The 12,910-nt window shown below is 40.0% G+C and carries 11 protein-coding genes; 8 read left to right on the plus strand and 3 right to left on the minus strand.

The genetic code is table 11. From position 1 onward, the window contains the following. The first annotated feature begins 63 nt into the window (after positions 1-63). Positions 64-1,014, plus strand: a complete 951-nt coding sequence (locus QT16_RS03020; protein ID WP_039485520.1) for a DUF3530 family protein — start codon at positions 64-66, stop codon at positions 1,012-1,014. Here the strand turns inward: QT16_RS03020 and djlA are convergent. From djlA to QT16_RS03035, 3 genes are read right to left on the minus strand one after another with little or no spacing between them, the layout of a single operon-like run. Further along, a complete protein-coding gene (gene djlA / locus QT16_RS03025) occupies positions 997-1,863 on the minus strand; it encodes a co-chaperone DjlA (RefSeq protein ID WP_002960826.1) in 867 nt (288 codons plus the stop codon). The genes QT16_RS03020 and djlA overlap by 18 nt on opposite strands. A 31-nt stretch (positions 1,864-1,894) precedes the next feature. Next, entirely contained in the window at positions 1,895-2,551 is a 657-nt protein-coding gene (gene murU, locus QT16_RS03030) for an N-acetylmuramate alpha-1-phosphate uridylyltransferase MurU (RefSeq protein ID WP_039485522.1), read from the minus strand. Next, positions 2,548-3,549, minus strand: a complete 1,002-nt coding sequence (locus tag QT16_RS03035; RefSeq protein WP_039485524.1) for an aminoglycoside phosphotransferase family protein — start codon at positions 3,547-3,549, stop codon at positions 2,548-2,550. The genes murU and QT16_RS03035 overlap by 4 nt, the downstream gene beginning before the upstream one ends. A 100-nt stretch (positions 3,550-3,649) precedes the next feature. Here QT16_RS03035 and lptD point away from each other — a divergent pair, with 100 nt between their 5' ends. The 7 genes from lptD (at position 3,650) to QT16_RS03070 (ending at position 12,378) form a co-directional block, all read left to right on the plus strand. Next, positions 3,650-5,902, plus strand: coding sequence for an LPS assembly protein LptD (gene lptD, locus QT16_RS03040; RefSeq protein ID WP_039485527.1), 2,253 nt, complete (start codon positions 3,650-3,652; stop codon positions 5,900-5,902). Between the two features lie 30 nt (positions 5,903-5,932). Further along, positions 5,933-7,228 carry a peptidylprolyl isomerase SurA gene (gene surA, locus QT16_RS03045; RefSeq protein WP_002960833.1) on the plus strand — a complete coding sequence of 432 codons (1,296 nt, stop codon included), beginning with the start codon at positions 5,933-5,935 and terminating at the stop codon, positions 7,226-7,228. Positions 7,229-7,230: 2 nt separating this feature from the next. Next, positions 7,231-8,223 carry a 4-hydroxythreonine-4-phosphate dehydrogenase PdxA gene (gene pdxA, locus QT16_RS03050; protein WP_039485530.1) on the plus strand — a complete coding sequence of 331 codons (993 nt, stop codon included), beginning with the start codon at positions 7,231-7,233 and terminating at the stop codon, positions 8,221-8,223. After that, positions 8,220-9,026, plus strand: a complete 807-nt coding sequence (gene rsmA, locus QT16_RS03055; protein WP_002960838.1) for a 16S rRNA (adenine(1518)-N(6)/adenine(1519)-N(6))-dimethyltransferase RsmA — start codon at positions 8,220-8,222, stop codon at positions 9,024-9,026. The genes pdxA and rsmA overlap by 4 nt, the downstream gene beginning before the upstream one ends. Next, the gene (apaG, locus tag QT16_RS03060; RefSeq protein ID WP_039485534.1) at positions 9,010-9,399 is read left to right on the plus strand and encodes a Co2+/Mg2+ efflux facilitator ApaG/CorD; all 390 of its coding nucleotides are present in this window, start codon (positions 9,010-9,012) and stop codon (positions 9,397-9,399) included. Before rsmA ends, apaG begins: the two co-directional genes overlap by 17 nt. Before the next feature lie 8 nt (positions 9,400-9,407). Next, positions 9,408-10,226 carry a symmetrical bis(5'-nucleosyl)-tetraphosphatase gene (locus QT16_RS03065; protein WP_039485537.1) on the plus strand — a complete coding sequence of 273 codons (819 nt, stop codon included), beginning with the start codon at positions 9,408-9,410 and terminating at the stop codon, positions 10,224-10,226. A gap of 136 nt (positions 10,227-10,362) precedes the next feature. Then, positions 10,363-12,378 (plus strand): methyl-accepting chemotaxis protein, encoded by a 2,016-nt coding sequence (locus tag QT16_RS03070; RefSeq protein WP_039485540.1) that lies wholly within the window; start codon positions 10,363-10,365, stop codon positions 12,376-12,378. The last annotated feature ends 532 nt before the right edge of the window (positions 12,379-12,910 follow it).

Genomic DNA, 12,910 nt, shown 5'->3' on the forward strand with positions numbered 1-12,910 from the left:
AAATTATTAAACTTTTAGATAACCTTGCCGATACCTAACTAATTGTCATTAGTTAGGTGCGTTATGCTATTTTCACGGTTTTTAAAAAGGGCTTTTTATATACAGCTCAGCTGTGCGCTACTTTTAGCTAACCCCGCCTACGCGGCTGAACATATTGCCCCACCTAGTTTATCAAGTATTGAAAATAGCGATATTGAGCGACTACTTCCAAGTGATGAAATAAAGCCAATATTAGCGGGTGAAACAGAATTTTTAAGCCTTTACAGCGAATATATGAGTAGTAATTTTAGAGGTATCGTAATACTTATACCCGATTGGCATTCTTCACCTACCAATAACTCAGGTATGAGTTACTTGCGTAAAGAGCTTAATAATTTAGGTTACAGCACCTACGCAATGACAGTACCCGACATTGATTGGCAAGCAAGTAAAATGGCCAAAGCAATGCCCAGCGAAACCGAAGCTGCGCCTAGTAAAACCGATGAACCTGCATCACCCGACACAGCAACAAACGCACAATCACAGCCTGCAGAAATAAAAGAAGAACCTCATTACGTAAATGCAATTGAAAAAGTAACTGACGACATACTTGATAACTATAAAATAAATCTCATTTCTCGGTTTAATGCGCTGTATCAAACCGCTATGGAAGATTCGAGTAATATAGTGGTTATTGCACAAGGTACTAGTGCGGGTGTGTTGTTGGAGTACTATGCAGATTTTCCAGATGAGAGACTAGATGCGTTTATAAGTTTGAGCGGTTACTTACCTAATACTAAACGTAACGAAAGTTTGAGCCAAACAGCGTCACTTGTTACACCCGCCTTGCTTGATATTTACTACGCAAATGACAGCACAGACATTTTAATGAGCCTTAAAAGTCGTCAGCGCTGGGTTGAGCGAAATGCAAAATTTGATTACCGCCAACGCCAATTGTTTGGCCTGCGCGATCAACCTGCTCAACACGCACGCCTAACAAAAGAAATAGACGGGTTTTTACGCCGACTTTTTTAAATACTCATAAGCGGCTTGAATATCTTGGCTCTTTTTAACAGCCAATTCCATCATGTGCTTTGGTAAACCTTGCGATACTAATTTATCTGGATGATGTTGCGACATAAGTTTACGGTACGCTACTTTTATATCACGTTGCGTTGCATCGCTATTTAAGCCTAATAACGCCAATGCTTGCGCACGGTTCATATTATTATTTGGCGGTACATGATGGCCAGAGCCCTCACGATAGCTACTACTTTGACCTTGGCTTTGTTGCTGTTGATTAAAGCGCTGTTGTTGCTTTCTAAAGTTAAACTCAGCTTGATAACGTTTTAATACAAATGCAAAGTGTGTTTTAGAAATGCCTAGCTGTTTACTTACTTCTGCTAATAATTGCTTTTCTTGTTCGGCTAATACCCCGTCAGAAAACGCCATTTGAATTTGTATTTCTAAAAACAACTGTATTAAATCGTTTCGTTTAGCAAAGCGTTCTTTAAAATCGTGTACTGTTTCTTTAAGTGAAAAGTCGCTCTCTTTACCTGACTGAAATGCATGTTGTGCTTCGCGGCGTTCTTCGCCCTTTAAGCCCATTTCGTCCATGAACAAGTTAGCCGCTTTTATGTGTATTTCGCTCACTCGGCCATTCGATTTTGCAATGTGCCCCATAACAGCAAAGCAGCTTGAAAAGAATAAAGCTTGGCGCTCGTGAACATCGTCACCACTAAATAAGCTAGAAAAACCGCCTGCTTTATCAAAGTTATTTTTTAAGCTTTTATCAAATAAATGACCTAGGTATAAACCTAAAATAGCACCAAATATTTTGCCAAACATAAAGCCAAAACAAAAACCGAGAATTTTTCCCCACATCTATAATACTGCCTTCTTAAAAATTGAGTTGTTACGCCTCAAGGCGCGTGTTTAATTGGTTTAAACGCTCTGGTGTACCAATGTCATCCCACTGCCCTATATAGAGCTCAGTAGAGACTAAATGTTCATTTAGCTTTTCACGTAAAATAGGCCCTAAAGGGCGAATACCTTGCGTTAATCCTTTAAAAAAATCAGCCTGATACCGGCCAATCCCCGAAAAGGTATATTTTTGACTCTCGGCCGACAAATGGCTTAATGCAAAGTCGCCATCTGGATTGTGTGGCGGATTTTCTATAAGCACTATGTGCGCCTCACCAGGTTGTAAATGAAGTTGCATTAGCGCACTTACATCGTAGTCGGTGTATACATCGCCATTTATTACAATGAACGAGTCGCCCAACAACGGTAACGCTTCAATAATACCGCCGGCCGTTTCAAGGCCACCTTCAACTTCTTGGCTATAAAGTATATTTACGCCAAATTGACTGCCATCTTTAAAATAGTCTTTTATTTTATCACCCTGCCACGCAAGGTTTATTACAATATCGGTAATGCCGGCTGCTTTAAGGTTATTTATATGGTGCTCAATAAGTGGTTTTTCTGCCACTTTTAACATTGGCTTTGGCATATTTTGCGTAAGCGGCATCATTCTTTGCCCGCGCCCTGCAGCTAAAATCATTGCTTTCATGAGCGCTCCTTTGCCAACTTTTCAGTCACTTTTGGCACTATGGTATTTTTTGTCCACTCACTCAATGCTTTAAGCTCTGGGTAAATTGCTGTTACTTCAATAATGTAATCAAGCGTCGGTAAAATATTATCTAAATAACCTGTTTTACCATCGCGTAAATACAATCGACAAAATATACCCGCAGCCTTTAAGTGGCGCTGTAATCCGGTTAAATCAAACCAATATTTAAACTCATCGAATGAAGTGTTAGCCAGTAAATTTTGAGCTGTAAATTCTTGATAAGCAAAATCAAGTAAACTTGTTAACTCTTGCTCTGGCAATTTAAAGTAGCAATCGCGCAGTAGCGATACTAAATCGTAGCAAAGCGGCCCGCGTACAGCATCTTGATAATCTATAATTGCCCACTGGCCGTTACTGTTCATAATATTACGGCTATGGTAATCACGATGAACGGTAACCGTAGGTTGCTCAAGCATCGCCTTTATTAATAGCTCTGAACTTGTTTGCCACATTATTTTTTGTTCGGCACTGAGTGACTCATTAATAAAGTCGCTTACTAACCACTGGCTAAATATATCAAGCTCTAGCTTTATAAAATCTTCGTTATACGCTTGCATAGCAGAAGCTGTGGGCGTTTTTGCCCACTGAGCGCTTAAACTAATTAGTGCTTGGTAATGCTCGGTGCGATTTGCATCATCAAGCATGTCAGCTAGGTGCGTACTGCCTAAGTCACTGAGAACAAAAAAGCCCTGTTTCTCATCGCTTGCAATAATAGTGGGAAGTAAAAAACCTTGCTCAACAAACACCTGGTTTAGCGAAATGTAAGGTTCGTTATTCACTTTTTTTGGATCTGAGTCCATCACTATTAAATGCTTATTATCGTGATTTAAACGATAATAACGGCGAAAGCTAGCATCCCCCGTGATCGCGTTTAAAGTATGCGACTTGGCATTAAGGTGTGTGTTTATAAATTGTTGTAAATTCTCAAAGCGTGTCATTTTATTAGATATCTATTTTTATAGGTCAATTACTGTAATTGCCATTATTTTCCTTTATTATGTGTATATTATATTAAACACAAAGTATTAAGGTCGATAAATGAGCAAAACCTGGGGCATATTGATGCTAAGCGTAGTTAGCGCACCATCGCTTGCCGAAACTGAACTGGCACACAACCTTTGTGGCATTTCAATGCAAACCAGAGCTTGGCAACCACTTGAAGGCCTTAACCTTGGTGAAGTTGATATCCAAGCTGATGATGTTGAGCTACTTGGCACTCAAAGCGCTGAATTTACCGGCAATGTTGATATTAACACCCTTAAGATGAGTTTGTCCGCACAAACTGCGTTGATAGACAAACAGCGTGGTTTATTAAATGCAACGGGGCCAATTACTTATCAAGACTACGTAAGTAAAGTAAACAGCACCGGATTAAATGCCGATTTAAATAATTCAGAAGTCAGTTTGTTAGGCGCCGACTACAGTCTAACCGAACAACAAGGTAAAGGCGGCGCTGAAAAGCTCACTGTTAATCAGTCTGGCCTATTACTCATGAATGCAAGCTTTACTACTTGCCCAAGTGACACCCCAGCATGGGAAATTGAAGCTGACGAAATAAACCTTTCACGCGAAGAAGGCTGGGGCGAAACATATAACGCCGTATTGCGTATTTTAGATACACCAGTTTTATATTTACCTTATTTTACATTCCCGCTAGATGAACGCCGTAAATCGGGCTTACTTACCCCGACTATTTCAAGCTCTGACAAATACGGCCTTGAAACAATTACGCCGTATTATTTAAATATTGCACCTAATTTTGATGCCACTATTACGCCTCGTTATATGTCTAACAAAGGGCTGCAATTACAAACAGAGTTTAGATACCTAACAGAGCAACACGAAGGCTTAGTAGGGATTGAATACTTAGATAGTGATGATTCTGAGCCTGATTTAAATGAACGCTACATGTTTCATTGGCAACAGCAAAGCTACCTGGGTGAAAACTGGCGCGCAAACGTTGATGTAACCAATGTGAGCGATGATAACTACATCACCGACTTAACTTCAAACTACGCAAGTAAAACCGATACTCAATTGTATCGTACTGGTTCACTTACCCATTTAGGTGATACATGGCGAACCGATATTAAAGTGCAAAACTTTGAAGTACTCGGCGATCACTTAGAGTCATACACTGCAATACCACAAGTTAATTTTACGCAAACAGCGCCTTGGCGTTTTGATAATTTTGACTTTAGTGTGTCGGGCGAGATAAGCCATTTTACTAATGATTCATCAGAAGTGGCCATAGACAGCGCAACTCGTGTACACGTAGAGCCAAAAGCACGCTACAACTACGCTACGCATGCGTGGTCATTTTTATCTGAAGTAAGCTTATTACAAACAAATTATAAGCAAAGCGGAAACTTAACCGGCACGCAATACAGCGATACTGTATCGCGTACTATCCCAAAAGTACGTTTGTACTCTCAGCTTAACTTTGAGCGTGACGCATCTTACTTTTTTGAAGATGGTATACAAACACTAGAGCCGCAAATTCAGTATTTATATACACCTAATAAAGATCAGTCAGACATTGGCTTGTTTGATACAACTAAACTGCAAGATGATTATTATGGTTTATTTAGAGACGTGCGCTTTTCGGGTGTTGACCGTATAGCAGCTGCTAATCAGTTTACTTTAGGTGCTACAACGCGCTTATTTGATAAAAAACAAGAAGAAGTGTTTAACTTTAGTGCGGGCCAAATATTTTATTTAAGTGACGATGCCAAGCCAACAGAGCAAGGCTTAAACTCAGACACTAATTATAATGCACTATTTGCAGCTCAAACCATGTTACATTGGCACCGCCGTTGGTACCTCGCTGGAGGTATTCAATATGATACAGATGGCAAGCAAATGGTACAGTCAAATGTAACACTTGATTATAAAGGTGATAATAATCAGCTAGTACAATTGAACCATCGCTATGCAAATGATGTCTCAGGAAATACAATCGAGCAAGCAGGTGTATTTACAAGTATTCCTATTAGCGACGAATGGCAATTTATTGCGAGCTATCATCGAGATCTTGAAAACAACAGAAGTATCGAAGTATTGAGCGGATTACAGTATGAATCATGCTGTTGGGCTATCCAAATTACTGGCCATCGCCAAATTGAAACTGATTTAAATCAGTCAATAGGACAAGAACAAGCAACTTTTGATTCAGGTATTAGTTTGAATTTTGTATTAAAAGGACTTGGCAGTAAAAGCCGTTATGATGCACAAAAATTATTACAACAAGGTATTTTTGGCTATCGTAGACCGTATTTTCTTAGTAACTAGAGTACTATCAGCAAGAGTAGTAAAAAGAATATGAATTTAAAAAAATTATTAACATCAGCAGTTTTAAGTGCCAGCCTTTGTCAAAGTGTAATGGCTGCACCAGTAGAAATAGATAAAGTTATTGGCGTTGTAAACCAAGGCGTAATTTTAAAAAGCGAAGTAGACACCATAATTGATCGTGTTAAAAAGCAAGCACAAGAACAAGGCCAGCAATTACCAAAAGATGAAACACTTCGTGTACAAGCTGTAGAGCGTTTAGTTAATCAAGCGCTTATGATGCAAATGGCTGAGCGTATGGGGTTACAAATCTCAGACAGCCAACTCGATCAAACTCTCGCTAACATGGCAAAAGAGCAAGGCGGAACAATTGCCGACTTACGCCGCACTATTGAAGGTTCGGGCGAAAGCTTTCAAGCTTACCGTGAAGAAATTCGTAAAGAAATCACAACGCAGCAAGTAACACGTGCAAGCGTTGATCGTCGTATTTATATTAGCGAACAAGAAGTTGATAACCTTTTAAAAATTATGGAAACCCAAGGTCAAAGTGCTGAAGAGTACGACATTGGTCATATTTTAATAGATATCCCTAACGATGCGACAGCTGACGAAATTGCTGATGCAAAAACACGTGCAGATAAAGTTATTGAGCTATTAAACGATGGCCAAGAATTTAAGCGTATTGCTATTTCATCATCAAGCGGCTCTAAAGCACTTGAAGGTGGACAACTTGGTTACATGGGCATTAACGAAATGCCATCGCTTTTTGCTGAAGCAGTAAAAGGCCAAAAGAAAGGCGCTATTGTTGGCCCACTTCGCTCTGGTGCTGGTTTTCATATCATTAAAGTACAAGACGTTCGTGGTCTACAAGTTGTAGAAACAACTGAAGTACGTTCACGCCATATACTTATTAAACCTTCAATTATTTTAAGTGAAGAAAAAGCACGCTCAATGCTTGCAGGCTTTGCAAAAGACTTACGTGCAGGAACAGCCGACTTTGGTGAACTTGCTAAAGAGTACTCAGAAGATCCTGGCTCTGCACTTAAAGGTGGCGAGTACGATTGGACAGATCCAACTACCTACGTACCTGCGTTTAAAGATACATTACTTTCTCTTAAAGAAAATGAAATAAGCGAACCGTTTAGAACACAGTTTGGTTGGCATATTGTGCAGTTACTTGGCAAACGTGTAGCTGATAAAACTGAACTAGCTAAACGTAACCGTGCTCACGGTATGTTGTTTAACCGTAAATTTAAGGAAGAAAGTTTTAACTGGCAGCAAGAAATGCGCGAGCAAGCTCACGTTGAAATTTTCCCTATAGACCAATAAATATGACTCTAAGAATTGCTATTACACCGGGTGAACCAGCCGGTATTGGCCCAGATTTACTACTCACGCTTGCTCAGCAAGCGTGGGACGCTCAACTAATAGCGATTGCTGATGGCAAACTATTAAAAGAGCGTGCAAAGCATTTAGGCTTAACAATAAACTTAATTAAATTTGATGATAATGCCCCCGCCATAGCAGCACCTGCGGGCAGTTTGTATATTCATCAGGTTGATTTAGGTGCGGATGTAGAGCTTGGCGTACTAAATGACGGTAACGGCCAATACGTGTTAGATACCTTGCGTATAGCAAGTGAAAAAAACATGGATGGCACGTTCGATGCGGTTGTTACGGGCCCTGTTCACAAAGGCATTATTAACAAAGCGGGCATTTCATTTAGCGGACACACTGAGTATTTTGCGCAGCAATCAAATACTGCAGATGTAGTTATGATGCTTGCAACTGAAGGTTTACGCGTTGCACTTGTAACCACGCATATTCCACTTGCGTATGTATCGCGTGCCATTACTCCTGAGCGCTTAACTAAAGTAGCGGGTATTTTAAATCACGACCTACAAACTAAGTTTGGGATAGAAAAACCACGTATTTTAGTGTGTGGCTTAAACCCACATGCAGGTGAAGATGGCCATTTAGGCCGTGAAGAAATAGAAACAATCACCCCAACGCTTGAAATACTTAGAAGCGAAGGGATGAATTTAATTGGCCCACTACCGGCCGATACCTTATTTCAACATAAATACCTATCTGAAGCAGATGCAGTACTTGCTATGTATCACGATCAGGGATTACCTGTGCTAAAATACAAAGGATTTGGTAAATCGGTAAATATTACCCTTGGCTTACCATTTATCCGCACCTCAGTTGACCACGGTACTGCACTCGATTTAGCAGGGACTGGTACAGCTGACGTTGGCAGTTTTGAATTAGCGATCCGCGAAGCAATTAAGCTCGCCCAAGAAAAAGCACAAAATCAATGACCGATAAAGTACATTTAGGACACCGCGCTCGTAAGCGTTTTGGGCAAAACTTTTTATTTGATGAATCTATCATCGATAAAATAGTCTCTGCGATTGATCCTAAACCAGAAGACAACTTAGTAGAAATTGGCCCCGGCCTTGGCGCAATTACTGAGCCAGTAGCCGACTTAAGCGGCCATTTAACGGTTGTTGAATTAGATAAAGACTTAGCACAACGATTAATTGAACACCCATTTTTGGGTCCTAAATTAACCGTTAACCAAGGCGATGCAATGACGTTTGACTTTGCAAGCTTGGTTCGCGATGACAAAAAATTAAAAGTGTTTGGTAACTTACCTTACAATATTTCGACACCGTTATTGTTTCACCTTTTTGAATTTTCAGATCATATTGAGCACATGCACTTTATGCTTCAAAAAGAAGTAGTAAAACGCATGGTAGCAGGCCCTGGTAGTAAAACATTTGGTCGCTTAAGCGTAATGACTCAATACTACTGTAATGCAATGCCGGTTGTTGAAGTACCACCTGAGTGCTTTAAACCAGCGCCAAAAGTTGACTCTGCTGTTATTCGTTTAATACCTAAAAAGCCAGAGCAACGTACAGCAAAAAGCGTTAAAATTTTAAACACAGTGTGTTTAGAAGCATTTAACCAGCGCCGTAAAACGCTACGTAATAGTTTAGGTAACTTACTTACCGCAGAAGAACTAACTAGCATTGGCATTGATATAACGCTGCGTGCTGAGCGCTTATCTTTACAACAATTTATTGATATAGCTAACTGGATTTATGACAACAAGCAGTAACATTGGATCGCCTGTAAAGGTATCTGTAGAAACATTTTACGTAGAAGGCCAATCTCAACCTGAGCTTGAAAAATACGTATTTGCTTACTCGGTAACAATTAAAAACCATAGTTTATGCAGTGCAAAATTACTGAGCCGCTATTGGTTAATTACCGACGCAAATGGCAAACAAGTAGAGGTTGAAGGCGAAGGCGTTGTTGGCGAAATGCCAGATATTGCACCAGGCGAAAGCTATAAATACACCAGCGGTGCAATTTTAGATACACCTGTAGGCACTATGCAAGGCCATTACACGTTACGCAACGAGTTTGGCTCTGAGTTTCAGGCGCCTATTAATGTGTTTCGTTTGGCTTGCCCTAACATTTTGCATTAAGCACTTAGATGGCAGATTATGCGATAGGTGATTTACAAGGGTGTTTTAGTGAATTTAACACCCTTTTACAACGGGTTGATTTTAACCCAAGTAAAGATCACCTATATTTAGTTGGCGACATAGTTGCTCGCGGGCCAGACTCCCTAGCCTGCTTAGACTATATTTACCAACATCAAAATAGCATGACCATCACTTTAGGCAATCACGACCTTCACATGATTGCCTGCTACTTTCTTAACAAACCCACTAATCCAAAAGATAAATTAAACCCAATATTTGAAAGCCCTAAATTGGCTAACTACATCGCTTTTTTACAAACCCAGCCATTGGCTTTAGAGCTTATAAAACATAACTGCTTTATATCTCACGCGGGGTTAAATCCCGATTGGTCTGTTGAAGATGCGCTAAAACAAGCGCAATTTGCACAAAGCTGTTATCAATCAAGTAACGCAAAAGCGTTTTTTGAACACATGTATCAGGCTCACCCCGCAAAGTGGTCTAATACCCTTGATGACTTTGCAAAGTTTAGATACATAGTTAATTACTTTACCCGCATGCGTTTTTTAACAAGTGATAACAAACTCGAGCTTAATGCAAAGGGTGCAATAACCGAAAGCGAAACTCTCACTCCTTGGTTTAACCACCCCAATATAGCTAAATCTAAACACGATATTATTTTTGGCCACTGGGCCGCACTTGAAGGTAGAACAGGTAATTCACGGGTTCACGCCCTAGATACAGGCTGCGTATGGGGTAACACCATGACCCTAATGGAGCTGAGTACTAAAAAAGTAATTGTAGAAAAATCCCACCTTTCGTCTAAATAAACTGAAAAAAAACAATACATCTGTTAGATTTATCAATTAATAGTTAAAATTAATTAAAGTAATTGATTTTAATTACTTAACTTATTGGTACAAACGCCGATAAGTCTTAATTGAAGTACTTTTGAGTGGAAATCTTATGAACCTGACAGTAAGCCAGCGTATTTGGGGTGGTTTTATATTTATCACACTATTATTATTAATAATTGGTGGTAATTCCTTAATAAAAATTGCAAATATTGACCGTTCCACTCAAAAAGTGAACCAACTATCACTCCCAGCATTAAATAAAAGCTCTGAGCTACAAGCCGAATTTATTTTAATGAGCAAAGCCGCTCAAGCGAGTTTTTACACGACATCAGCCAGTGAACTTGCGCCAATAAAAGCACAGGTCTTTGAGCAAAAACAGCAATTCAACACGCTGCACCGAGAGCTTCAAGATGTAGTAAAAAACGATGCTGCACTTAATCAAAGCAGCCAAAATGTAGAAAAAACTTATTTAAGCTTTTTAAGCACCGTTGAAAATTTATTAGAAGACAAAGGCAAGCAACTAGCATTAAATAAAACATTAAAAGCACAATTAGAAAATATAGAACTAAGTGCAGAAGATGCTAACTCTGTTGTACTCGACATTACCGACATTGATGGGTTTGAACAAAACCACCCTCGCGCTTATCAAGCTGCAAATAATTTAGAAAACAACTTTATGTCGGTAGTTAGTAACAGCACCGACATGCTGACTGTTAAAACGCTTAACACTCTCGATATTGTTAAAAACGAGCAAACGTATTACCTTGAAGAAGTAATACGTACCGTTGATTTAATTAAGCCAGCAATAGAGCAAACGCATAGCGACTTATATTCAAGCCTAAAAGAGTATGTTGATGTTTTAGAAAATAACATAAAGGGCAGTAACAGCTTAGCAGCAAACAAAAAACGTTTAATTGATTCGATTACGCTTACGCAATCAGAGCTTGCACAGTCAGAGCAAGCCACCAAAATGGCACTTAACCAAATTGACGAGCTAGTTAATCAAGCAAGTGACGTTGCGTTTAAATTGCAACAAGGTGTGCGCAGCGATGTAGACTCAGCTAATTTATGGACCTGGGTTGGTATGGTTATAGCCACTCTTTTAGCAATTGTGATTGCCATTATTACTGTTAGCCGCATTACTAAACCACTTGCCGAAGTTAATCGCATTTTAGATATTGTTGCCAGTGGCGACATGACACAACGTTTAGACGACAGCGCTAAAGACGAGTTTGGCGAACTATCTAAAAGTTGTAATACACTAATTGACAGCCTACGCAGCCTAATTAAAGGCATTATTTCGCGCTCTACTCAGCTTGCAGCAGCATCAGAGCAAACATCGGCCATTACCTCAGAATCAAGCCAAGCAATTCGTAACCAGCAAGCACAAGTTGAACAAGCAGCTACTGCAACAACCGAAATGAGCAGTACATCGCAAACAGTTAGTAACAGTGCTCAACAAGCACTTAGCGAAATTAAAAATGCAGATAAAGAAGCTGAGCGTGTTAAAGGTATTTCAAATAACAATAAAGCTACAATTGAACAGCTAGCACGTGAAGTAGACGACGCCTCACAAGTAATTAATAAACTGCATCAAGATAGCGCATCAATAGGCAGCATTTTAGATGTAATACGCGGAATAGCGGATCAAACGAACCTACTTGCTCTAAATGCCGCAATTGAAGCTGCACGAGCTGGTGAATATGGCAGAGGCTTTGCTGTTGTAGCTGACGAAGTACGCTCTCTAGCAAGTAAAACTCAAGAGTCGACCCAAGAGATACAATCAATGATTGAGTCGCTACAAACAGGCGCTGAAGCTGCCGTAACGGCAATGAGCAAAGGTAAGCAACGCGCTGTATCGTGTGTTGAGCAAACCGACCTAGCAAGTAGCGCACTTGATTCGATTACATTTGCAGTTTCGCAAGCCCACGACGTAAGTGAAGAAATTTCGACTGCCGCACTTGAGCAACAACAAGTAGCACAAGAAATTAGCGAACGCCTTGAGTCGATTGTAGCCATCGCAGAGCAAACAGCCGAAGGCGCAAACCAAACTAATATCTCAAGTTCAGAAGTAGCAAAACTTGCTGAAGAGCTTCGCTTGTCGGTAGACGAATTTAAAGTTTAAGTTTACTAAAACGATTAAAAAACCCCGATGGTACACAGTACCACCGGGGTTTTTGTTTATAAGAACTTTAGGAATGAGATGTAAAACCTTACCTACAACATACACACACCCTGCAGATGCGAATTTACTTCGCGCTCATCTAACCTAACTTTACCAAAGCGAGGTATAAAACCTCACCTACAACATGCACACACCCTGCAGATGCGAATTTACTTCGCGCTCATCTAACCTAACTTTACCAAAGCGAGGTATAAAACCTCACCTACAACATGCACACACCCTGTAGGTGCGAATTTACTTCGCGCTCATCTAACCTAACTTTACCAAAGCGAGGTATAAAACCTCACCTACAACATACACACACACCGTAGGTGCGAATTTATTTCGCGCTCATCTACCTTAACTTTACCAAAGCGAGGTATAAAACCTCACCTACAACATACACACACACCGTAGGTGCGAATTTATTTCGCGCTCATCTACCTTAACTTTACCAAAGCGAGGTATAAAACCTCACCTACAATATATGCCA

Source organism: Pseudoalteromonas distincta, from assembly GCF_000814675.1.
Classification (GTDB): domain Bacteria; phylum Pseudomonadota; class Gammaproteobacteria; order Enterobacterales; family Alteromonadaceae; genus Pseudoalteromonas; species Pseudoalteromonas distincta.